This window comes from Dokdonella soli, from assembly GCF_039523175.1.
In the GTDB taxonomy this organism is placed as follows: Bacteria; Pseudomonadota; Gammaproteobacteria; order Xanthomonadales; family Rhodanobacteraceae; genus Dokdonella_A; species Dokdonella_A soli.
On sequence record NZ_BAAAEU010000022.1, the window covers coordinates 1 to 21805 of the forward strand.

The window sequence follows — 21805 nt, forward strand, 5'->3', positions numbered from 1 at the left end:
TGGCATCGTGATCACTCCTGAAGGGTGAGTTCAGGGTGTCCACTAAACCGTAGGAACTATCCGGTCCGCTTGAGCGAATAGTTAGGCACCCCAAGCGGCTAGCCGAGGATATAGCCAAGAACTAGGGCGACGAGGGCGGCAGCCCAGGCCGGGATGAACATTAGGCTGCCAGCGACACTTGGACCCAAAAGCCAATGCGACCGAACCTCGCTATTGGCCGTAAACGCCCCAACAGAATTGGCCGCACGCGGCTTTGCAGCAAACAGACGATAGGCGATGTCTAGCGCGACGATGACAAGACAGGCAACTGTTCCAAAGTATTGACCACTGGATTGAACGAGAAGGCCGAGATTCTGCAGACCGATCGCAGCTCCGAGGCCGGCGATTAGCCAAGCCAGGCCCAGCCAATTGAAGAAAATTGCCATCCAAGTCACTCCTGAGATTGACGAAATATTTTGTCTTGCGGCATTGCTGGTTCTGGCCAAAGGTCACGGCTGCACGCTTGTTGGGTGCCTAACGTTCGACATGAGCGGCGGCCGACGGGCGTAGCCCGTTGGACGTCCGCTCGATGAAGGGGTTAGGCGTCTCGTGGTTAATGCTCACGGTCCTCTTCCTACGTAGCTCAGTGCCTCACGTGCGAGAGCCGGCCACGATTGCTTGGACTTCGGATGAACTGCGAGCCACTCTTTCATGAGGCGACCGTGGCCGGGATCGAACTTCTGGCCCGCGCCGGCGGCTTCGAGCTGCTCGACACGCTGTCTTGGGAGCTTGACCACGAAGGCACCAGCAGACGAGACCATTGCGAAGATCTTTCCATTGACTTGCAATGCGGATGAGCCAAAGCCCTTCTTGCCACTCTGGCCAACACTGACCTTCGGCTCAGAGGCGAGCGTTTCAACAACGTCTGCAAAGCGACGCTGAGTTTCAGTGGACGCTTCCGACACTCGACTCCCCTTGCTAGACGCCTAACGCTTGAGTTAAGCGGCGCGCAGCTTTTCACGCGTCCGCTTGGACGAATTGTTAGCCATACATTGCACGCATTGCTAGCGGAACCAGCGTGATGTAAACCAAAAGCACTCGAAATGAAGCGAACGGCCAAACGGGATCTTGTGGAGCCTGCCCATGGAATACCGCAAAGAAGCTGAAGTTGGTAAGCCAGGCCATGAAAGGTAGCGTGAGGAAGAATGTTTCGATGCTTCCCGAGTCAGCGCCTTTTGCCCAAACGAATACTAAGGCCGCTAGCCAAGCCGGAGCTGCAAAAAGCCCAACGGCGCAGGCGATTCTGGTGACCACATGAAGCGATACGCTATGCGCAGAACTTGTGCCCATATGGCTAACTATAAGTAGACCCCGGATCCGGGGTGTCGCGCGCCATCGTTCAGGAAGACGTGCGCGCGGTCAAGTCAATTTCCTACGCCCCGTTACGCACTTGGCCGACGGTTGCGACGCCGACGGGTGCGCACACTGCCGCACAACACGACGGGGACGCGGGTGTATGAGTTACACGGGCGAAGGTGCGGGTGTAACGGGTGGGGGCGGGGAGGGGCGTGCTCCGCGCTTGTTGGACGAAGTTCGTCGTCATCTGCGCCTCAAACACTACAGTTTGCGGACCGAGCAGGCCTATGTCGGCTGGATCCGGCGGTTCATTCTCACCAACGGCCGGCGCCATCCGCGCGAGATGGGCGGAGCCGAGGTCGAGGCGTTCCTGAGCAATCTGGCGGTGCAGGGCGACGTGGCGGCGGGCACGCAGAATCAGGCGCTGTCGGCGCTGCTGTATCTGTATCGCGTGGTGCTCGGCGTCGAATTGCCATGGATGGAGGGGGTGGTCCGCGCGAAGCGGCCGCGGCGCGTGCCGACCGTGCTGTCGCAGGAGGAGGTTCGTCGCCTGCTCGCTTCAATGGAGGGGCGGCCGTGGTTGCTGGCGTCGTTGCTGTATGGCACGGGCATGCGTTTGATGGAATGCCTGCGCCTGCGCGTGAAGGACGTCGATTTCGGGCGCTCGGAAATCACCGTTCGCGATGGCAAGGGCGGCAAGGACCGGCGCACGATGTTGCCGCGCAGCCTGGCCGATCCATTGCAGCACGAAATCGACCGTGCACGAGTACTCCATGCGCAGGATCTGGAGGCAGGTTTCGGCGAAGCCCGGCTGCCGCAGGCGCTGGCGCGCAAGTATGCGGGCGTGGCGCGGGACTTCGGTTGGCAGTACGTGTTTCCCTCGATCCAACGTTCGCGCGATCCGCGCGACGGTTGCGTACGACGGCATCATTTCGACGAGGCGATGCTGGCGCGTGCCCTGAAGCGCGCGCGGCAGCGAGTCGGCATCGTCAAGCCGCTGAGCGCGCATACGCTGCGGCACAGCTTCGCCACGCATCTGCTCGAAGCGGGCTACGACCTGCGCACGATCCAGGAGTTGCTTGGGCACAAGGAAAGGACGTGGCAACGACGCAGATCTACACGCATGTGTTGAATCGCGGTGGCAGCGGGGTGGTGAGTCCGCTGGATCGGTGAACGCGCGTTGCAAAGTTGCCTATGTTGTCATCGAAGCGCGTTCGCCAGGATCACATTGCGGAAATCGCGGCCTTGCGTGACGTGAGGCCCCGCCCCCTCACCCAACCCTCTCCCCCAGGAAAAGCTCTGGGGGAGAGGGCTTGAAGGGCCGCCGCGGTTCAGGCGATTACACCTGGCCGCGAGAAGCGGCCGGCGGTCTCTCCCACTGGGAAAGGGGCTTTCTACGGTTTACTTCAGGTTCGTCTCGAACAGCTTGTAGATGCGCTTGTACTCGTCCAGCCACGAATCGGCGTGCACGAAGCCGTGGCGTTCCATCGGATACGCGGCGACTTCGTAGTTGTCCTTGTGCAGCTCGATCAGTTTCTGGTTGAGCCGCACCGAGTCCTCGAACAGCACGTTGTTGTCGATCATGCCGTGCGCGATCAGCAGCGCGCCCTTGAGGCCGTCCGCGAATTCGATCGGCGAGGAACGCTCATAGGCGATCGGGTCGAGTTGCGGATCGTTGAGGATGTTCGAGGTGTACTCGTGGTTGTACTGCGTCCAGTCGGTGACCGGGCGCAGCGCGGCGCCGGCCTTGAACACGTCGGGTGCACGGAACAGCGCCATCAGCGTCATGAAGCCGCCGTACGAACCGCCGTACAGGCCGACGCGCTGCGGATCGGCGGAGGCGTTCTTCGCGAGCCAAGCGACGCCGTCGATCAGGTCCTCGAGTTCCGGGTGGCCCATGTCGCGGTAGATCGCGGTACGCCAGTCGCGGCCGTAGCCTTCGCTGGCGCGGTAGTCCATGTCGAGCACCACGTAGCCGTGTTCGGTCAGCAGGGTGTGGAACATCTGCTCGCGGAAGTAGTACGGCCAGCCGCTGTGCACGTTCTGCGTGTAGCCGGCGCCGTGCACGAACAGCACGGCTGGATACTTCTTCGAGGCATCGAAGTCCTTCGGCTTGTAGAACTTCGCGTAGATCGGCTGCTTCGTGTGCGTCGAGGGCACTTGGACGATGGCCGGATCGAGCCAGGTCTTCGCCTTGTACTCGGGCGTACGCGTGTCGGTGAGATCGCGCGGCGCGGCGCCACCTTCGGCGCCGAGCACGGCGAGCTGCGCCGGCACATACGCGCTCGAATGCAGCACCGCGAGCTGCCTGCCGTCCGGCGACAGCGCGAAGTCCTGCACCGCCTTAAGAGCGGTCACGCGTTCGAGCTTGCCGCCGCCGGTCGCGACGCGGTACGCGTCATACGCGTAGGGCGCCTCCGCATTCGCGCGCAGGTAGAACCACTGGCCGTCCGCTGACTGCACCGGGCTGGATACCTCGAACTTGCCGCTGGTCAGCGCGTTCGCCTTGCCGCCCGGCACCTTCGCGTAGAGCTGCGCGTAACCGGTCTCCTCGGACACGTACCAGAGCGTGCGGTTGTCCTTCTCCCAGCCGAACTCGTTGAAGTTCCAGTTGATCCAGGCCGGGTCGGTCAGGCGATGCTGGTTGACCAGCTTGGCGCGGTCGAAGTCGACGCTCGCGATCCAGCGATCCTTGTTGTCGATCGCACGGATCTGGATCGCCAGCGCCTTGCCGTCCTCGCTCCACGCGATACCGCCGCCACCACCGTCCTCGGCGTCGGCGACGATGCGCACCGCGCGCGTCTTCGTCGCGTCGTCCTTCTTGTCTTCCTTCTTTTTGTCCTTGCCCGCGGACGCGTCGTCTTTCTTGTCGGCCTTCGTGTCGAGGCCGCGTTCACGCTTGAGTTTCTCGTTCTCCTCGCGCACCGCCTTCAGCGGGTCGTCGTGGATGCCGGGCAGGTCGTCGAGAGCGAGCTTGTGCTGCTCATGTCGCACCAGATCGAGCAGCAGCAGCGATTGCGGCGCCGGATCATTGCGGCCGACGCGCGTGCGCTCGTCCTCCTGTTCCTCGTAACCGGATTCGGTGACGAAACGCTGCAGCTTGCCGGTTTTGCCGGCGTCGTGGCCCTTGGGCGAGGTGACGACGAGCAGCGAGCGGCCGTCCGGCGACAGCGAGGTGGCCTCGATCTTCACGTCGTCGCCGATGTAGAACGGCAGCGGCGCGCGCGTCGGGTCGCCTTTCGCGAAATCCTCGCCGTGCTTCTTCTGTGCCTCACGGTCGGTCTTGACCGTGCGCAGCGTCGAGAAATAGCGCAACTGCAGTTCGCCGAGGTCGTCGGGCTTCTTCGCGTCGGGGTCCTTCTCGGCCTTGACCAGCGCGGCCGGGCCGCTGACGCCGGCGACGATGTCGTAGCTGAACCACTCGGTGCCGCTGCGGTACTGCAATGCGCGGCCGTCCGCGGAGAACTGCGGCGAGTGTTTCGGTTGCGGCGTGCGCGTGACCTGCACCAGCCGCCCGTTCGCGAGTTCGCGGATGAACACGTCACCGTTGCGCACGAACGCGGCGCGCGTGCGCGTGCGGTCGAACGCTGCGTCGGGGCCATCCGCGTTCGCCATCGCTTGCGGATCGACGATGGCATCGCTGCCGGACGCGAGATCGACGCGGTGCAAATCGCGGATCGACGAGCCCTTCTGCTTCAGGTGGTAGTAGAGGCTGCGCCCGTCCACGCTCCAGTAGGCGTGCTCGACCGGCGCCCCGATCCAGTCGGGGTCGGCCATCGCCTGCTCGAGCGTGACCGCGCGTGCGGGCGCCGCCGTGAAGGTGAGCAGGGTGACAAGGCTGGCGACGAGCGCGCGATGCATGCGGGGGTACTCCGGGCAAAAAGCAAAGCGCGCAGCATAGCCGCAAGCTGCGGTGCCGGACCGGGCCGAAAGTCAGCGAAGGCGAAGTCGACGTAGCCTCCCATTCGCCCCCTCTCCCCCAACAGCCTCTCCGTTGGGGCAGAGGGCTGGGGAGTGAAGGGCAGGGCTGCATGCGGAGCACGGCGCTGCGGGATGTCGAGGTGGTCACTGAGGGGCGTTCGCTCGACCTTCGTTGCGAAAATCGTGGCCGCGCGGCCTCGTGTGGCCCCGCCCCCTCACCCAACCCTCTCCCCCGCCGAAAGAGCCGGCGGGGGAGAGGGCTCTCACGCCGCATCGACGCTTCGTTCGCGGAAACCGCCGCCTCGCCGCTTGGCAAACCGTTGCACGGAGGGCAGCCTACGCACTCATTGCCCATGGAGAATGCCTTGCCCCTGCCCTGCGTCGAAATCGAAACCGCCCCGAATCCGCGCCATGCGGTGATCTGGCTGCATGGCCTCGGCGCCGACGGCAACGACTTCGCACCGATCGTGCCGGAACTCGTCGATCGCGCCTGGCCACCGTTGCGCTTCGTGTTCCCGCACGCACCGGTGCGCCCGGTCACGGTCAATGGCGGCGTGCCGATGCGCGCGTGGTACGACATCCGCGGCGTCGCGATTGCCGACAAGCAGGACGAGACCGGCATCCGGGCGTCGGTCGCGCAGCTCGACGAGCTGATCGCGCGCGAGGCCGGGCGCGACATTCCCTCCGGAAACGTGATCCTTGCCGGCTTCTCGCAGGGTGGCGCGATCGCACTCGCCGGCGGCGTGCGTCATGCGGACCGTGTCGCCGGCATCGTCGCGCTGTCGACCTACCTGCCGCTCGAGGCGAAGACCACCGCCGAGCGCAGCACGGCGAACACCGGCCTGCCGATCTTCATGGGCCACGGCGGCTTCGATCCGGTCGTGCCGCAGGCGCTCGGCTCGATCAGTCGCGACGCGCTGTCCGGGCTCGGCTATGCGGTCGAATGGCACAGCTATGCGATGGCACACCAGGTCTGCGCCGAGGAGATCGCAGACCTGCGCGCATGGATCGGCGCGCGACTCGCCGCAACGAACTGAGCTGTGCATCCTGTTAAGGTAGGAGCGGCTTCAGCCGCGATGCTTTTTCGAGTCTCCCCCTCAAGGGGAGGGGTGGGTGTGGATGGTGTTCACCGCGCCATGAAGAGCATCGCGGTTGAAGCCGCTCCTACAAGGACCAGAGCAGAATCGTAGGGTGGGCTTCAGCCCACCGGTGTTTTGGAGATGCCGGGTCGGTGGGCTGAAGCGCACCCTACGCGTTACGAAGCATCGCGGCTGAAGCCGCTCCTACGGAAACAGGAAAGGAACGAACGGTGCAGCAACGCAGCACCACCATGACGGCACCCAACTGGCTGCCGCAGTTCTGCACCGTACCGACGCTGTTCGCGGTGATGGTCGTCGCCGAACTCGTCGCGCTGGTGGTTGTGTCCGTGCCGGAAGCGAGCCCACGGCCGTGGCTGCCGCGGCTCGGCGTACTCAGTGTCTACGTGCAATGGCTGGCGCTGCTGAATGCGGTCGTGCTGTGTTCGCTGCGCCGGCCGCTGGCGCATTTCGATGTGCGCGCCGGCTTCGGCGTCGCCTGGCTGGTCTGCCTGCTGGTGACCGCGCTCGCGAGCGCGGTGGTCTGCCAGATGGACCAGGCGCTCGGTCTCGGCCTCAGCGTGCCGGCCGGTTCGAGCGCGCGTTTCGTGCTCGACAACGCGGCGATCGCGGCGCTGATCGCGGCCGCGCTGCTGCGTTACCTCTACGTGCTCGAGCAATGGCGTGAGCGCGTGCGCGCCGCATCGAAGGCGCAGGTCGAGGCGCTGCAGGCGCGCATCCGCCCGCATTTCCTGTTCAACAGCATGAACACGATCGCGAGCCTGATCCGCACGCGTCCGGCCGAGGCTGAACGTACGGTCGAGGACCTCGCCGACCTGTTCCGTGCCGCGCTCGGCGCCGACGACGCGCCGGGCACGCTCGGCGAGGAGCTCGACTTGATCGCGCGCTACCTGCACCTGGAACGGCTGCGTCTGGGCGACCGCCTCGGGGTCGAGATCGACGTCAGCGCGCTGCCGCGCGATTTCGCGCTGCCACGCCTGCTGCTGCAACCGCTGATCGAGAACGCGATCTACCATGGCATCGAGCCGCGCGGCGACGGCGGCACGCTGAGCCTGCGTGGGCGGCGCGAAGCCGGCGCTCTCGAGATCGCGATCTCGAACCCGTTGCCGGCCGATGCGCCGGCGCGGCGCAACGGTCTCGCGCTGGCCAACGTGCGTGCACGCATCGAGTACCATTTCGGGACGCGCGGCGTGCTGCGCGTGGAGCCGGGGCCGGGAACCTATACCGTGACCGTGCGTCTACCGGAGGCTGTGGCCCGATGAGAGTACTGGTCGTCGACGATGAACCGCTCGCGCGCGAGCGCCTCGCCGCCATGCTGGCCGAGATCGAAGGCACCGAAGTCGTCGGTATGGCCGGCAACGGGCATGAGGCGCTGGGGCTCGTCGGCCGCCTCGCACCTGATCTGGTGCTGCTCGACATCCGCATGCCGGTGATGGATGGCCTCGAGGCCGCACGCCACCTCGGCGAGCTGGAGGCGCCGCCCAGCGTGATCTTCTGCACCGCGTTCCAGGACCATGCGCTGGCCGCATTCGACGCGAACGCGGTCGACTACCTGGTCAAACCGGTACGCGACGAACGCCTGCGCGCGGCGCTGGACAAGGCGCGCCGCCTGAACGGTGCGCAGGCGCGCGAGATCGGGCGCGCGATCGAGCCCGGCCGCGCACGCACGCATCTGTGCGCGCGTGTGCGCGGCAGTCTGGTGCTGGTGCCGATCGCGGACATCGACTATCTGCTGGCCGAGGACAAATATGTCGTCGTCCACCACACGAAAGGTGAAGTGTTGATCGAGGAACCGCTGAAATCGCTCGAGGACGAATTCGAGGGACGCTTCGTGCGCATCCATCGCAATTGCCTGGTTGCACTCGCGAAGCTGAGCGGGCTGACGCGCGCGCCAGACGGACGCCTGTTCGCGAATGTCGAGGGCGTGACGGCGAAGCTCGAAGTCAGCCGGCGCAATCTGCCGGCGCTGCGCCGATTGGTACGGTCGCTATGAAGACCGTGCGCATCGCCACGCGCCAGAGTGCGCTCGCGCTGTGGCAGGCCGAGCACGTCGCTGCGCGGCTGCGCGCGCTGCATGCCGGCCTCGTGGTCGAACTGGTGCCGATGACCACGCGCGGCGACCAGATCCAGGATCGCGCGCTCGCGGAGATCGGCGGCAAGGGCCTGTTCCTCAAGGAGCTCGAGGTTGCGATGCTCGAGCATCGCGCCGACCTCGCGGTGCATTCGTTCAAGGACGTGCCGATGGAGCTCGAGCCCGGTTTCGCGATCGGCGCCGTGCTCGAGCGCGCGGATGCGGCCGATGCGTTCATCAGCAATGCGCACGCGCGCTTCGACGAACTGCCGCGCGGCGCGCGGGTCGGTACCTCGTCGCTGCGCCGGCAGGCGCAACTGCGTGCGCTGCGGCCGGACCTGCAGCTGATCGACCTGCGCGGCAACGTGAACACGCGGCTCGCAAAGCTCGACGCCGGCCACTACGACGCGGTGATCCTCGCCTGCGCCGGCCTCGATCGGCTCGGACTCGGTTCGCGCATCGCCGCGCGCCTCACGCCGCCGGACTGGCTGCCGGCGGTCGCGCAGGGCGCGATCGCGGTCGAATGCCGGGCCGGTGATGCGGCCACGCTCGAACTCGTGCGCGCGCTTGATGATGAACACACGCATCGCTGCGTCGCCGCCGAGCGCGCGATGAACCTGTGCCTGCATGGCAGCTGCAATGTGCCGATCGCCGGCTACTGCATCGAGACCGAGGCCGGCCTTGCCTTGTGGGGCCTGGTGGGCGATGCGCAGAGCGGGCAACTGGTGCGCGCCGATGCGCAGGGATCGCACGACGCGCCGCAGACGCTCGGCGAACGTGTCGCGGCGCTGCTGCGCGAGCGCGGCGCGGAAGCGATTCTCGGCCGCGCATCCGCGCCGGCGGCGAGCGCCGGATAATCGTCATGCCCGCTGGCGCGGGCATGACGAGGTGGACAGCCTTGTCCGGACCTTCTCCTCGCGTCTACTGCGCGAAGTTGTAGACGAGGTTGGTCGTCATCAACTGGTCGGTCTTCTTGATGCCGGGCGTGACGTCCGAGTTGTGGCGCACCTGGTAGCCGATCTTGAGCGCGAGCTTCTTGCTCATGTCGACCTGCAGGCCGGCATCGTTCTGGAAGAACGTGTTGTCGCTGCCGGCTTCCATCAGCAGCGTGTCGACGAACGAGGTGCTGTCGGTGAAGTTGTGCTTGTACGCCATCAGGCCGCGCGCAACGACTTCGTCGTTCGCACCGAAGGTGTGGCGCACCGGCACGTTGTTGATCACCTCCGGCCCCAGGATGTCGACCGGCTGGTAGCGCTTGAAACCCGGACCGATTTCGAACGACAGCTCGTCGCTCTGGTTCTTCAGCACCGTATAGCCGTAGCCGATCGACGCGGTCCACTGGTAGTTGAACGGCGAGAAGTCGTCGTTCTCGTAGCGCAGCGCGCCGACGATGTAGCTGCGCTCATCGAGCTTGTAGCCCGCCGAGGCACCGGCTTCGTAGCGGTTCGCATTGAGCTTGTAGTTCGAAACATTGACGATCTGCCCATTGTCGATCGTCGCGGTCTTGACCTCGCCCTTGCTGCGCAGTGCGGTCAGGTAGAAGGTGTCCTTCCACTGATCGTCTTCCTTCTTGAACTGCAGCTTGGCGTTGAGGTTCTCGGATTTCGCGTTGCCGCGCGCGGCGGCGAAGCCGACCTCGCCCGAACCGGACCAGCCGTCATCGGCCTGGGCGGCGAGCGGCAGCGCGGCGAGCAGTGCGATTGGGATCAGCATCTTGTTCATGTTGGTGTTCCTCTCCACGGGAATGGCCGCATAAAAAAGCCGCCAATGGCGGCTTGCGGTCGGCGCGATGGTATGCGGGCGCACTAAATGCGGCGTGAACGCGTGCGCGTCGTGGGTGAACAATAGTGTCTCCAGGCTGTCGTGCTCAGCGGCCGTAATAGGCCATCACCGCGTGTTTCGCCTCGGCGAAGAACAGCCAGCGCTCGACGAAGACGCCGGTCATTCCGGACACCAGCGCGAGCCAGCCGGCCGCGAAGCGTGTCGCAGGCATCGCCAGGCCGAGCAGGGCGAGCAGAGCGGGGACGAGGAATCCCGCCAGCAGCGCGATCGCGCGCAGCTTGCGTGAGTGCTTGCGTGCGAGCACGAAGCCCATCTCGTGGGTCAGGTAGTTTTCCTCGGTGTGCGGCTGCTCGAACGAACGCACGCTGCCGAGCGATTCCAGGCCGATGGCGTGGCCAGCGCTCACTGTGGGGGCGCGGTCGATCTGTCGCCAGTAGAAAACCTTCAGCAGCGCGGATGCCGTGGCGACCACGACGAGGCCTACGAGCAGGCCGGGTGTTTCGCGCATGCGCCACGTGCCGGGCAGGGTCTCCAGTACCCACAGGCACAGCGCACCACCGTACAAGCCGAGCAACAGATAACCCGGCACCACGTAGCGGTTGTGCCAAGCGCGGATCGGCATGAGGCTCGCATAAATGTGTGCGGTACAGAACACGGTGGCTGCCGATCCGACGGCCAGCAGCGCGCCAAGCGCAAGGTTCCAGCCGTCCAGATTCATACCCGCTGCGGGCGCGCTCAAATCCGCCGGCTGCATGGCGCTCCGCAACCTCATGCCTTCGATGACGATCAAAGCCAGCGCGGGCGCGTAGGTGAGAATCGATGCGACACCTTCGCGTGATAGCCACGAGCTGCGCCATTGCGACAACGCGCGCCAGGCGCGCCGTGGCTGCCCGAGATGGCCGAGCGAGGACAGTAGCCCGGCGCTGACGAGAGCAAAGCCAACGATCAACCCGCAGGGCAGTGCCGCCGGGTATACGCAAAACGTGAATGAGCCGCCCCGTTGGCTTGGCCCGCAGTGCGGCCAGAGCGTCGTCAGGGCGAGGCCGATCAGGAACCACAGGCCATAGCCCGCGCCGGACAGTACGGTGAACAGAATGATCGAAAACGTCGGTCGCATCGTGATCCGATTCCGTCAGCGCGACAGCGCGCGATCGAGCCAGCGCAGCACGCCGGGGAGCTTTTCCGCGTCGAGCTTTTCCTCGCGTGGCGCGTTCGATGCTGACGCGTTGCAGCCATCGCGGCGCGGCCGCGGTGGCAGATATTTGTTGACCGGCTGGTAGCCGAACTCCGGCATCAGTTGATAGCCGCCGCGCTCGGCGACGAGTTTCGAGATCGGCGAATTTTCGTCGCCGAGGTCGCCGAAATGCCGCGCGCGGGTCGGGCAGGCCATCACGCAGGCCGGCTGGCGATCCGCTTCATCGAGCGTCTCGTTGTAGATGCGGTCGACGCACAGCGTGCACTTCTGCATCGTGCCCTTCTGTGCGCTGTACTCGCGTGCGCCGTAGGGGCAGGCCCACGAACAGAGTTGGCAGCCGATGCACTTGTCCGCATCGACCAGCACGATGCCGTCCTCGGCGCGCTTGTAGCTGGCGCCGGTCGGGCACACGGTCACGCAGGCCGGCGTCTCGCAATGCAGGCACGAACGCGGGAAATGCACGGTCATCTCGCGCGTTCCCTGCGGCGTCGCCTGCTCAACCGCATAGCTGTGCACGCGATTGAACCAGACCCCATTCGGCTCGGCGCCGTACGGATCCTTGTCGGGCAGCGGACCGAAATCACCGCCGTCGTTCCATTCCTTGCAGGCGACCGCGCAGGCGTGGCACCCGACGCAGGTGTCGAGGTCGATGACCAGGCCGAGCTTCTTCGCGGCGGGAGGCGGCAGCGAGGTCATGCAGGAAGCTCCAGAGACGAATCCACTTCGATGCGATGTCCATCCCTGTGCGGCTCGGGATCGCGTTCGATGCGCACGCGCAGGTCGAACCACGCGGCCTGGCCGGTGACGGGATCGGCGTTCGCGCGTTTCGTCTCACCAACGCGCGCGGGCAGCGATTCGTCGATCAGGTGGTTGAGCAGGAAGCCGTCGACGTTCTCCGGTGCGTTCTGGCTGAGCTTCCACGCGCCCTTGCGCTTGCCGATCGCGTTCCAGGTCCAGACCGTGCCCGGCGCGGTGCCGGCGTGCAGCCTGGCCTGCACGCGGATGCGGCCGCGCGGCGACGCGAGCCAGATCCAGTCCTCGTCGGCGACGCCATGTGCGCTCGCTGTTTTAGGGTGCATGTAGAGGTAGTTGCGCGTCGCGATCTGGCGCAGCCATTTATTCTGCGAACCCCACGCGTGATACATGAACATCGGGCGCTGGGTGATCGCGGCAAGCGGATACGCCGCATGCCCCCTCTCCCCCAACAGCTCCTTCGTTGGGGGAGAGGGTTGGGGTGAGGGGGTCGAAAACGGCATGCTTACGCGATGCCCTCCGGCATCGCGTATGCCGTTTTCGGAGGAGGCAGGATGCCGACTGGGGGGCGCGTCAGGGACGACTGCTTGCGAAGGCTCCGGACCTCGCCCCCTCACCCAACCCTCTCCCCCGACGTCGTCGGAGGAGAGGGCATGTTCCTCGAGCGACGCGTACCAGAACGGCAACGGATCGAAATAGCGTGCGACCCGTGCGCGATCCCGCTCTGGCGGCTGCATCGCGCCGTGCCCCTGCGCGGCGAGGCGGAAACGCTGCAGCGTCTCGGCGTAGAACTGCATCACGATCGGTTGCGTGGAGCCGACGAAGCCGAGCGATTTCGCCCAGTCGAGATAGTCGCGGTTCGCCATCTTGTAGTAGCGGCCGGCGGCGGGCACTTCGTGATGCCAGTAGCAGCCGTGCTCGATATAGCGTTCGAGTTGGTTCGGATTCGGCGCGCCGACACCCGCCAGCGAGCCATCCGCCCCGCGCCAGCCCGCGAGCAGGCCGACACCGGGCGCGCGTTCGTGTTCGATCATGTACTGCGCGTAGCCGCGTGGATACTTCGCGGCGCCGGCTTCATCGACGAGGCCGGGCAGCTTCAGCCGCGCACCGAGATCGAGCAGCACATCCTGGAACGGGCGCACGTCGCGATCGGGTTGTACGACCGGACGGCGGATCGCATCGCTCGCGCCATCCGCGTCGGAGATCGGGCGGTCGAGCAGGCTGATGCAGTCGTGGCGTTCCAGGTACGTCGTGTCCGGTAGCACGAGATCGGCGAACGCGACGGTTTCCGAGTCGTAGGCGTCGGCATAGATGATGTGCGGGATGCGATAGTCGCCGCTCGCCGGATCGCGCGCGCGCAACATTTCGCGTGTCGCGCTCGTGTTCATCGCCGAGTTCCAGCCCATGTTCGCCATGAACAGGAACAAGGTGTCGATTCGGTACGGATCACCGGTGGCCGCATTCGCGATCACGTTCTGCAGCATGCCGTGCGCGGCGAACGGATGCTGCCACGAGAATGCCTTGTCGATGCGGAGTGGCTCGCCCCGCGCATCGACGACGAGATCGTCCGGCGCTTGCACGTAGCCGAGCGGAGCGGCATCGAGCGCGCCGTTGTCCTTGCGCGTCTTGCCCGGCCGGTTCGGTGGCGGCGCAGATTTCGGATACGGTGGCTGGTAGCGGAAGCTGCCCGGCGTATCGATCGCGCCGAGGATCATCTGCAGCAAATGCAGCGTGCGGCAGGTATGAAAGCCGTTCGCGTGAGCCGAGATGCCGCGCATCGCGTGCATCGCGACCGGACGGCCGATCATCTCGGCGTGCTCGCGGCCCCAGGCATCGGTCCAGCGCTGCTTGAGCGTGATCGCCTGTTCGAACGCCGCCTCGGCGAGTTCGCGCGCGAGGCGACGGACCGTGTCGGCGGATACGCCGCAGGTTGGCGCGACGGTGTCCGGCGCGTACTCGGCGGCGAGGAATCGTTCGGCGAACAGCTGGAATGCCGGCACCGCGCGGCGGCCGTCGGCCAGCGTGTAGTCTCCGACGATCAGCGGCGCGATGCCGATCGTGTCGGCACGTTCGATGCGATACGTCGCGCTCGGCGAAACCGCGCCGTGCTCCCTCTCCCCTAACGGCTTCTCCGTTGGGGGAGAGGGTAGGGGCGAGGGGGCGGGGCCGGCCGGCGCGGAGCCGGAGTTCGCGAAAGAGTCGGCGGAACCCGTGAAGCCTTTGCTCGTCTCTGAGGTCGCAACTTCGTTCGACCCTTGCCCCCTCACCCAACCCTCCCCCCCGATGATGGAGCTGTCGGGGGAGAGGGCTTCAAAGCGTGCGGCGCAGAGCGCATTGCCTTCCGCATCGCGCGCAATCAACCCGTCATCCGCCGCGCCCGGCGCGCGGATCACCAGATGATGCGCATTCGTGTAGCGCACCAGATAGTCAAGGTCGATGCGATCCGTGCGCAGCAGTTCGTGGATCAGCGCACCGGCGAGCAGACCGTCGGTGCCGGGATTGATCGGCACCCATTCATCGGCGATCGCGCCGTAGCCGGTGCGCACCGGATTGATCGCGACGATCTTCGCGCCGCGCGCCTTGAGCTTGCCGAGTCCGAGCTTGATCGGGTTCGAGTCGTGATCCTCGGCGACGCCCCAGAGCATCAGGTACTTCGTGAGTTCCCAGTCCGGTTCACCGAACTCCCAGAAGCTGCCGCCGAGCGTATACATGCCGGCCGCAGCCATGTTGACCGAGCAGAAGCCGCCGTGCGCGGCGTAGTTGATCGTGCCGAACGCTTGTGCCCACCAGCCGGTCAGCGCCTGCGACTGGTCGCGGCCGGTGAAGAACGCGAGCTGGTCGGGATCGCGCGCGCGGATATCGCCGAGCCATTGCGTCGCGAGCGCCAGCGCTTCGTCCCACTCGATTTCGCGGAACTCGCCCGCGCCGCGCTCGCCGACTCTCAGCAGCGGCTTCGAGAGCCGCGCCGGCGAGTAGTGCTGCATGATCCCGGCCGAGCCCTTCGCGCAGATCACGCCCTGGTTGACCGGATGCCTGGGATTGCCGTCGATATAGCGGACGCGGCCGCCCTTCAGGTGCACGCGGATTCCGCATCGGCACGCGCACATGTAGCACGTGGTCGTCTTGACCTCGTCGCCGGTCGGCAGGTTGAGATTCAGGTGAGCGTGTGGCATCGGCGTGCTGGTCGTTGCTTCACTGACTGCGAACCATCCCTGGTGCGTGGCTCCGGCCCGGCCATCCATGGCCGGTCGCTCGCAGGCGCGCACGATGCCTGATGGCATCGCGCAAGCGCGCCGGCTCGCCCTCGTCGCCGGTCGGCAGGTTGAGATTCAGATGGGCCTGCGGCATCGCGCGTGCTTCTATCCGGTTTCGCGAATCCGCGCGTTTCGAGCGGTGCGGAAGACACCATGGTAGCGGATGCTCCATGCGAAGGACGCCGCGCCGCCCTGAGTTCGCCCCGTTTCGGACCAACGCAGCGCCAACCTGCCCGGTGACGACAGCGTCGAGCGCATCAGGCGCGAGGCGCCCAAGCGCATCGCGGTGACGCGCGCTCTGCTGACGCGCGTCGGCGCACTGCCGGCGGATCAGCCGGCAGGGTGATCGCCACGTCGTTGCAGCGAACTCAGTTCGGCGCGTCGATCCTGATCGAGGGATCGTCGAAGTTCGAGTAGCGCACGCGCGTCGTCGATGCGTGCCCCATGAAGCTGCCGCTGGATTCGACCTGCAGCGGCAGCCCGCTCTTCTTCGAAATCCAGGTCTTCGCGTCTGACTTCATCGGCTTCGTCACCGTATAGGCGTACACGCTGGCCGGTTCGCCGTCGACGCTTTCGTCCGGCAGCGCCTGCACGGTCATGTCGCCCTCGACCTGGTGCAGGAAGTCCTCGTTGCGGTATTGCGCGGTGATCCTGCTGACACCAGGAATCGGCATGCGGGTCAGCTTGCCGTCCATGTCCATGTACATGGTGTCGCCGACGATGAGTTGCGCGGGTCCCTTCGCGGACTTCATGCGGTAGCGATCCGGTGCGACGAACTCCATCGTCGAGATCTGCTCGCCCTTCTTGAGGTCGGTCACGGTCGCACGGAAGCTGTGCGCCTTGAGGAACTTGGTGAACGACGCATGCAGGTCGTCCTTCGGTGTTGCGGCAGCCAGGCTGCAGGTCAGGGCCAGCGACAGGCCGGCCAGGGTCTTCGTGATCATGCGCATGGGATTTCCTTCTTGGCGATGACGGACGGAGCTTGTGACACACTAGGCCATTCCCGATTCTCCCATATGCACGGCACCCGCACCCTACACGCCCGCCATGGATCGCTACGAACGCATCCTCACCCTGCACCGCATCCTGAAATCCGCGCGCTATCCGGTGCCGTTCGCGCGGCTCAAGGAGGATCTCGCCTGCTCGCGCGCGACGCTGTATCGCGACATCGCGTTCCTGCGCGACGCGCTGGGCGCGCCGATCGAGAGCGGTGAAGGTGAAGAAGCGACGTTCCGCTATGCGGCCGACGAGGCGGAGCGCTTCGAACTGCCGGGCCTGTGGCTGACCAGCGAGGAACTTGCCGCGCTGCTCGCACTGAACGAGCTGCTCGGACGCTCCGATCCCGGCGTGCTCGCCGGCGCATTGGCGCCGTTCCGCGCGCGCATCGAGCGGCTGCTCTCGGATCATGCCAGCGGACGCGCGCTGCCGATCGAGCGCATCCGTGTGCTCGCCAGCGGTTCGCGCACGCTGGACCAGGCCGCGTTCCGTGTGGTCGCGAGCACGCTGTTGAATCGCGAGCGACTGAAATTCCGCTACCGCGCGCGTTCGACCGATGCGCAGACCGAACGCGTGGTTTCGCCGCAGCGGCTCGCACACTATCGCGACAACTGGTATCTCGATGCCTGGGACCACAGTCGCGATGCGCTGCGCAGCTTCGCGCTGGACCGCATTCGCGAACCCGAGGCGGTCAACGAGAGCGCGCTCGATCGCGAAGCCGGTGAACTCGACGCGCATCTCGCCTCGAGCTACGGCATCTTTTCCGGCGCGCCGAAGGCGTGGGCGACCATCCGTTTCTCCGCGCACGCGGCGCGCTGGGTCGCCGACGAGCACTGGCATTCGCAACAGCAGGGCGCGCGCCTGCCCGACGGGCGCTACGAACTGAAGCTGCCGTACTCGAACTCGCGCGAACTGCTGATGGACGTGCTGAAGTACGGGCCGGATGCCGAGGTCGTCGCACCGGTTTCGCTGCGCGAAGAGATGAAGATCCTGCTGCAGCTCGCGCTCGGCGCGTATCAGTCCGCACCGTGAAACACCGGCCATGACGGCACGCTCATGACGACACGCTCATGACCAATGGCGAACCCACCGCGCTGCCGGCGCCGCAATCCGCAGCAGCGAACCACTCCAGCCTATCGCTGGTGCTCGGTTCCGGCGGTGCACGCGGCTATGCGCATATCGGCGTGATCCAGGAGCTCGAAGCACAGGGGTTCGCGATCCGCTCGATCGCCGGCAGCTCGATGGGTGCGCTGGTCGGCGGTGTCTACGCGGCCGGCAAGCTCGGGCTCTACACTGACTGGGTGCGCCCGCTGCAGCGGTTCGACGTGCTGCGCCTGCTCGACTGGACCTTGTCCGGCGGCGGTTTCATCAAGGGCGACCGCATCATCAACGTGCTGCGCGAGCTGATCGGCGACGCCGATATCGAGGACCTGCCGATCCCGTACACCGCGGTCGCGGTCGATCTCGACGCGCAGCGCGAGGTCTGGTTCTCGCGCGGCCCTCTGTTCGACGCGATCCGCGCATCGATCGCGATCCCGACCGTGTTCCGGCCGCACCACTATCAGGGCCGACTGTTCGTCGACGGCGGCCTGCTCAATCCGCTGCCGATCTCGCCGACCCTGCGCGACCTCACCGACGCGACGATCGCGGTCGATGTGAACGCGCCGGCGGAACCGCTCGACGCGTTGGCCCCGCGCGTTGGCGATGCGGAACCGCGCAGCGATCACGGCGGCGCCGGCCAGGCGTCGCCGACGCAGCTGCCGGAAGGCTCGCGACCGCTCGCGATCGATGCGCCGCGCGCCGGTTATCGCCGCAAGATCGCCGAGTTCGTCGAGTCGGTGATGGAGAAGCGTGAACGCCGCGCTGCCGAACAGGAGCCGGGCGTGTTCGAACTGTTCGCCCGCTCGCTCGACTTGGTGCAGGAAACGATCACGCGCCTCAAGCTCGCGGCGCAACCGCCGGACCTGCTGATCACGATTCCGCGCAACGTCTGCGCGTTCTACGAATTCCATCGCGCCGAGGAAGTCATCGAGCACGGCCGGCGCCGCACCCGCGAGGCGCTCGCGCGCTGGCAGCGACCGCCGGCGCGGTGAGCGCGGCGGCTTGCTGCGCGCTACACGTTCATCAGATCGCTGCGTACAGCGCCGGAAGTTGCGCCAGTGTGATCAAGGTCGCGCGCACGCGCATGACCCTGCGCCTGGAAATAAAACGGCCCGCCTGGGGAGTGCGGGCCGGGGTGCGATTGGGCGTGGGGTCCGAAGGGTGGGGAGCCCGCTTCGGTGCCGAACCGCCCGACAAATGTACTTGGTGCAGCTTTCACCAAGCTGACGGTTGGCGCGGATTCGTGTGGTGGTTTGCTTGAAAGGTCAGACGACACGCGGGAAGCGTAGCCGTATACGCGTGCCGCGGCCTTCGGCGCCGCCCGCGATGACGAGATGGGCGCCATGCAGGCGCGCGATCTCGTCGACGATGGCGAGGCCGAGTCCGCAACCGTTGCCGGGTGCGCCCGGTGCGCGGTAGAAGCGTTCGAGCACGCGGGCGCGTTCGGCCGGCGGGATGCCGGGGCCGTCGTCCTCGACCTCGAGGAACGCGCCATCACCCTCATTCCCGCATCGCAACGTGATGCGGCCTCCGATGGGTGTGTACGTCAGCGCGTTGTCCACCAGGTTGGCGAGCAGCTCGCGCAGCAGCCAGTCGCTCGCGGGCACGCGCACGACTTCCGCTTCCACGCCGAGGTCGATGTGCGCGGCCAGCGCACGGTCGAGCTGCGCGGCGACGGCGTCGGCGACCAGTGCCCTGAGATCGACCGAACGGATGTCGCCGGCGACGAGCGCGGACGGCTCCGCGCGTGCGAGTGCGAGCAGCCGGTTCGCCGTGTGCGCGGCACGGCGCGAACCCTCGCGCAGCGCGAGCACGCGTTCGCGCACCGCCGCCGCCGCCGGGTCGCGCGCCAAAAGGTCGAGCTGGGCCATGATGCCGCCGAGCGGCGTGCGTAGCTGGTGCGCGGCGTTGGCGAGGAACTGCTGCTGCGCGTCGGCCGCCTCGCGCACGGTCTCGAACAGGCGATTCAATGCGTGCACCAGCGGACGCACTTCGAGCGGCACCGGCGCCACGTCGAGCGCGGCCAGATCTCGCGCCGAGCGCGCCGCGATCTGATCGCGCAATGCGGTCAGCGGACGCAGGCCGTAGCGCACGCCGATCCAGACCAGCAACAGGGTGCCGGCGAGCTGCACGAGGTCGGTCGCGAACAGGCTCGCCAACACGCGCCGGCGGCCGTGGTCGCGTTTGTGGCGCGTCTCGGCGACGCTGACCGTGACCGGACCGGCGCTGGTCTGCGTGCGATAGCTGGCGACCCGGATCGGGTCGCCGCGGAATACCGCATCGAGATACGACGGATTGCGCGTCGCGCTGCTGGCGACCGGCAGGCCGCGGTCGCCCGCCACGAATTCGCCGCGCGGATCAATCACGAGATAGTAGATCGTGTCGTAGCGGTCGCTGCGCAGCACCGCTTCCGCACCGGGCGACAGCACGGCGCTGATGTGGCCGGCCTCGTCGACCTGCACGTGCGCGGCCACCGCGAGTGCGGAGTTGACCAACGCCTGGTCGTAGGCGATCGGGATCGGCTTGCTGGCGGATATGTAGTCGATCAGGATGCCGGTGCCGAGCAGCAGCGCGAGCGGCGCCAGCAGCAGGGAGAGCAGACGTCGCCGGACGCTGGTCGCGTGTTCAGTGTGCGGCGTCATCGAGGCGGTACCCGAGTCCCCGCACGGTGCGGATCGACGCGGCGGCGCCGAGCTTGGCGCGCAGGCGCGACACGTACACCTCGATCGCGTTGTGGCTGATTTCCTCGTCCCAGCTCGCGATCGCCTGCAGTAGGCGCTCCTTGGCGACGACGTGTCCGGCTTGCAGTGCCAGGCATTCGAGGATCGACCATTCGCGCCGGGTCAGGTCGAGCGCTTCGCCGTCGATGCGCGCGACGCGGCCGGCGAGATCGATGGCCAGTCCGCCGACGGTGAGCTGCGCGCTGACGGCCGAGCGCATGCGCCGGATCAGCGCGCGGCTGCGCGCGGCGAGCTCGGGCAGTTCGAAGGGCTTGACGAGGTAGTCGTCGGCGCCGAGATCGAGCGCATTGACGCGGTCGACGAGGCCGTCGCGCGCGGTCAGGATCAGCACCGGCAATCCCTGGCCGACGCTGCGCAGGCGGCGCACCAGACTCAGGCCGTCGGCGCCGGGCAGTCCGATGTCGACAATCGCGAGGTCGAAGTTCTCCGAACCGAGCGCCGCCTCGGCGCGCTCGGCGCTGCCGACGTGGTCGACCGCGAAGCCGGCCTCGCCGAGCCCGCGGCAGATCGCGTCGGCGACCAGTGCATCGTCTTCGACTACCAGAATGCGCATCGTGTGGACGTTCCCCAGCCAGCGCCGGGCGTTCCCCGACCGGCATCCGAGAGCTTACCGGAAGCGTACGGTCGTGACGCGGATCGCGGCTCGCGTCGGTGAGGAGTGACCTTCCCACCTTCGTGTTTGCAGGGGCCAACGCCAGCTCCGTGTTGAGATCCTCGCACTGCAGCGGCTTCTAGGGGAGGGTGTGGCGGATGGGTCCGGCCAGGACGACTGCGCCCAAGAACGGCCTGGCCGGAGCGCGGCCCATGCGTGCAACCGACGCCGATCACTTCATCGCGCGGATGAGGCAGCCTCCGCGCCTGACCGAATGAAAGTTCCGCGTAAGGACTCCGGGCTAAGGTGCATGGACGACCATAGTCATGCTAACGAGTGAGCAGCACTACGTGAAAAAACATAGCTCGCCTAACAGCCATCCCTCGTCACTGGCCAATCGCATACGCCTGGCACGGCAGAATGCGGGCTTCTCGCAGGCCGAACTCGCGGACCATACGGGCGTGACCCCCAGCGCCGTCACCCAGTGGGAAAACCCGCACGGCACGTTGCCGGGCCTTGGTCATCTGGTGAGCATCGTGACGGCCACCAAGGTTTCGCTTGACTGGCTGGTGATGGGCCGGGGTGCCCATCGGTCTTCGAAAAAGCCTCGCCCGCACGTCGACCCTCCCGCGCTTGTCATGGAAACGTTCGCCCACGACCTTCACGAGGAAACGGTGCTGTCGTGCATGCGCACCATGACGCCGCGGGCGCGAGATCTTCTCGCGTCGCTGGTACTGGAGTGGGGCAAAGGCAGGAGGCTCGCCCGACGACAGCACCGCTAACCCCATGTCGAGTTGAATAGTCTCGGCAACCCTGCCAGAAAGCGGATCGCGCATTCAGGGACAGGGAGAGAAAGATGGCGTGTGCAGGGCGGAGAGGGCTGTTCGCAGCCTGGACGGTCGGAGTCTGGTTGATCGGTAGCGCGGCGAGTTTGTCGGTAGCCGTCGCTGACATGCTGGACCGTTTC

17 protein-coding genes and 1 pseudogene are annotated in these 21805 nt (G+C 66.4%); 8 read left to right on the forward strand and 10 right to left on the reverse strand.

The genetic code is table 11. From position 1 onward, the window contains the following. Nucleotides 1-98: 98 nt before the first annotated feature. A complete protein-coding gene (locus ABD002_RS13080) occupies nucleotides 99-425 on the reverse strand; it encodes a hypothetical protein (RefSeq protein ID WP_343791795.1) in 327 nt (108 codons plus the stop codon). 174 nt (nucleotides 426-599) lie between these two features. Next, nucleotides 600-944: a hypothetical protein gene (locus tag ABD002_RS13085; RefSeq protein ID WP_343791797.1), complete on the reverse strand. Its 345-nt coding sequence runs from the start codon at nucleotides 942-944 to the stop codon at nucleotides 600-602. Nucleotides 945-1495: 551 nt separating this feature from the next. On the opposite strand from ABD002_RS13085, the pseudogene ABD002_RS13090 reads away from it, so the two are divergent. Further along, nucleotides 1496-2508: pseudogene (locus tag ABD002_RS13090) on the forward strand (integron integrase). Between the two features lie 228 nt (nucleotides 2509-2736). Here the strand turns inward: ABD002_RS13090 and ABD002_RS13095 are convergent. Beyond that, nucleotides 2737-5196 carry an alpha/beta fold hydrolase gene (locus tag ABD002_RS13095; RefSeq protein ID WP_343791799.1) on the reverse strand — a complete coding sequence of 820 codons (2460 nt, stop codon included), beginning with the start codon at nucleotides 5194-5196 and terminating at the stop codon, nucleotides 2737-2739. 425 nt (nucleotides 5197-5621) lie between these two features. Between ABD002_RS13095 and ABD002_RS13100 the strand changes: the two genes are divergently transcribed. From ABD002_RS13100 to hemC, 4 genes are all read left to right on the forward strand, one after another. Continuing rightward, complete coding sequence (locus ABD002_RS13100) at nucleotides 5622-6293, forward strand: alpha/beta hydrolase (RefSeq protein ID WP_343791801.1); 672 nt, start codon at nucleotides 5622-5624, stop codon at nucleotides 6291-6293. A 293-nt stretch (nucleotides 6294-6586) separates the two neighbouring features. Then, entirely contained in the window at nucleotides 6587-7615 is a 1029-nt protein-coding gene (locus ABD002_RS13105) for a sensor histidine kinase (RefSeq protein ID WP_343791804.1), read from the forward strand. Continuing rightward, complete coding sequence (locus ABD002_RS13110) at nucleotides 7612-8346, forward strand: LytR/AlgR family response regulator transcription factor (RefSeq protein ID WP_343791806.1); 735 nt, start codon at nucleotides 7612-7614, stop codon at nucleotides 8344-8346. The genes ABD002_RS13105 and ABD002_RS13110 overlap by 4 nt, the downstream gene beginning before the upstream one ends. Next, the gene (gene hemC / locus ABD002_RS13115; protein WP_343791808.1) at nucleotides 8343-9281 is read left to right on the forward strand and encodes a hydroxymethylbilane synthase; all 939 of its coding nucleotides are present in this window, start codon (nucleotides 8343-8345) and stop codon (nucleotides 9279-9281) included. The genes ABD002_RS13110 and hemC overlap by 4 nt, the downstream gene beginning before the upstream one ends. 64 nt (nucleotides 9282-9345) lie before the next feature. Here the strand turns inward: hemC and ABD002_RS13120 are convergent, their stop codons facing one another. The 5 genes from ABD002_RS13120 to ABD002_RS13140 form a co-directional block, all read right to left on the reverse strand. After that, nucleotides 9346-10146, reverse strand: coding sequence for a DUF481 domain-containing protein (locus tag ABD002_RS13120; protein WP_343791810.1), 801 nt, complete (start codon nucleotides 10144-10146; stop codon nucleotides 9346-9348). A gap of 145 nt (nucleotides 10147-10291) precedes the next feature. Next, complete coding sequence (locus ABD002_RS13125; RefSeq protein ID WP_343791812.1) at nucleotides 10292-11323, reverse strand: dimethyl sulfoxide reductase anchor subunit family protein; 1032 nt, start codon at nucleotides 11321-11323, stop codon at nucleotides 10292-10294. A 15-nt stretch (nucleotides 11324-11338) separates the two neighbouring features. Then, nucleotides 11339-12097: a 4Fe-4S dicluster domain-containing protein gene (locus ABD002_RS13130; protein ID WP_343791814.1), complete on the reverse strand. Its 759-nt coding sequence runs from the start codon at nucleotides 12095-12097 to the stop codon at nucleotides 11339-11341. After that, entirely contained in the window at nucleotides 12094-15327 is a 3234-nt protein-coding gene (locus tag ABD002_RS13135) for a molybdopterin oxidoreductase family protein (protein ID WP_343791817.1), read from the reverse strand. The genes ABD002_RS13130 and ABD002_RS13135 overlap by 4 nt, the downstream gene beginning before the upstream one ends. Before the next feature lie 449 nt (nucleotides 15328-15776). Then, the gene (locus ABD002_RS13140) at nucleotides 15777-16358 is read right to left on the reverse strand and encodes a LolA family protein (RefSeq protein ID WP_343791819.1); all 582 of its coding nucleotides are present in this window, start codon (nucleotides 16356-16358) and stop codon (nucleotides 15777-15779) included. A gap of 97 nt (nucleotides 16359-16455) precedes the next feature. Between ABD002_RS13140 and ABD002_RS13145 the strand changes: the two genes are divergently transcribed. Together ABD002_RS13145 and ABD002_RS13150 are read left to right on the forward strand one after the other, a co-directional pair. Continuing rightward, nucleotides 16456-17436: a helix-turn-helix transcriptional regulator gene (locus ABD002_RS13145; RefSeq protein WP_343791821.1), complete on the forward strand. Its 981-nt coding sequence runs from the start codon at nucleotides 16456-16458 to the stop codon at nucleotides 17434-17436. Between the two features lie 38 nt (nucleotides 17437-17474). Then, nucleotides 17475-18497 carry a patatin-like phospholipase family protein gene (locus ABD002_RS13150; protein ID WP_343791823.1) on the forward strand — a complete coding sequence of 341 codons (1023 nt, stop codon included), beginning with the start codon at nucleotides 17475-17477 and terminating at the stop codon, nucleotides 18495-18497. A 273-nt stretch (nucleotides 18498-18770) separates the two neighbouring features. Here the strand turns inward: ABD002_RS13150 and ABD002_RS13155 are convergent, their stop codons facing one another. Together ABD002_RS13155 and ABD002_RS13160 are read right to left on the reverse strand one after the other, a co-directional pair. After that, nucleotides 18771-20147: a sensor histidine kinase gene (locus tag ABD002_RS13155; protein WP_343791825.1), complete on the reverse strand. Its 1377-nt coding sequence runs from the start codon at nucleotides 20145-20147 to the stop codon at nucleotides 18771-18773. Continuing rightward, complete coding sequence (locus ABD002_RS13160; RefSeq protein WP_343791827.1) at nucleotides 20131-20799, reverse strand: response regulator; 669 nt, start codon at nucleotides 20797-20799, stop codon at nucleotides 20131-20133. Before ABD002_RS13160 ends, ABD002_RS13155 begins: the two co-directional genes overlap by 17 nt. A gap of 389 nt (nucleotides 20800-21188) precedes the next feature. On the opposite strand from ABD002_RS13160, the gene ABD002_RS13165 reads away from it, so the two are divergent. Beyond that, complete coding sequence (locus ABD002_RS13165; protein WP_343791829.1) at nucleotides 21189-21620, forward strand: helix-turn-helix domain-containing protein; 432 nt, start codon at nucleotides 21189-21191, stop codon at nucleotides 21618-21620. Nucleotides 21621-21805: the final 185 nt, after the last annotated feature.

Bases quoted from the DNA above. Each gene is read 5' to 3' on its own strand.
- ABD002_RS13145 (WP_343791821.1), top strand. From the start codon at position 16,456: ATGGATCGCTACGAACGCATCCTCACCCTGCACCGCATCCTGAAATCC.
- ABD002_RS13130 (WP_343791814.1), bottom strand. From the start codon at position 12,097: ATGACCTCGCTGCCGCCTCCCGCCGCGAAGAAGCTCGGCCTGGTCATC.
- ABD002_RS13155 (WP_343791825.1), bottom strand. From the start codon at position 20,147: ATGACGCCGCACACTGAACACGCGACCAGCGTCCGGCGACGTCTGCTC.
- ABD002_RS13105 (WP_343791804.1), top strand. From the start codon at position 6,587: ATGACGGCACCCAACTGGCTGCCGCAGTTCTGCACCGTACCGACGCTG.
- ABD002_RS13110 (WP_343791806.1), top strand. From the start codon at position 7,612: ATGAGAGTACTGGTCGTCGACGATGAACCGCTCGCGCGCGAGCGCCTC.
- ABD002_RS13150 (WP_343791823.1), top strand. From the start codon at position 17,475: ATGACCAATGGCGAACCCACCGCGCTGCCGGCGCCGCAATCCGCAGCA.
- ABD002_RS13095 (WP_343791799.1), bottom strand. From the start codon at position 5,196: ATGCATCGCGCGCTCGTCGCCAGCCTTGTCACCCTGCTCACCTTCACG.
- ABD002_RS13125 (WP_343791812.1), bottom strand. From the start codon at position 11,323: ATGCGACCGACGTTTTCGATCATTCTGTTCACCGTACTGTCCGGCGCG.
- ABD002_RS13160 (WP_343791827.1), bottom strand. From the start codon at position 20,799: ATGCGCATTCTGGTAGTCGAAGACGATGCACTGGTCGCCGACGCGATC.
- ABD002_RS13120 (WP_343791810.1), bottom strand. From the start codon at position 10,146: ATGAACAAGATGCTGATCCCAATCGCACTGCTCGCCGCGCTGCCGCTC.
- ABD002_RS13140 (WP_343791819.1), bottom strand. From the start codon at position 16,358: ATGCGCATGATCACGAAGACCCTGGCCGGCCTGTCGCTGGCCCTGACC.
- ABD002_RS13135 (WP_343791817.1), bottom strand. From the start codon at position 15,327: ATGCCACACGCTCACCTGAATCTCAACCTGCCGACCGGCGACGAGGTC.
- ABD002_RS13080 (WP_343791795.1), bottom strand. From the start codon at position 425: ATGGCAATTTTCTTCAATTGGCTGGGCCTGGCTTGGCTAATCGCCGGC.
- hemC (WP_343791808.1), top strand. From the start codon at position 8,343: ATGAAGACCGTGCGCATCGCCACGCGCCAGAGTGCGCTCGCGCTGTGG.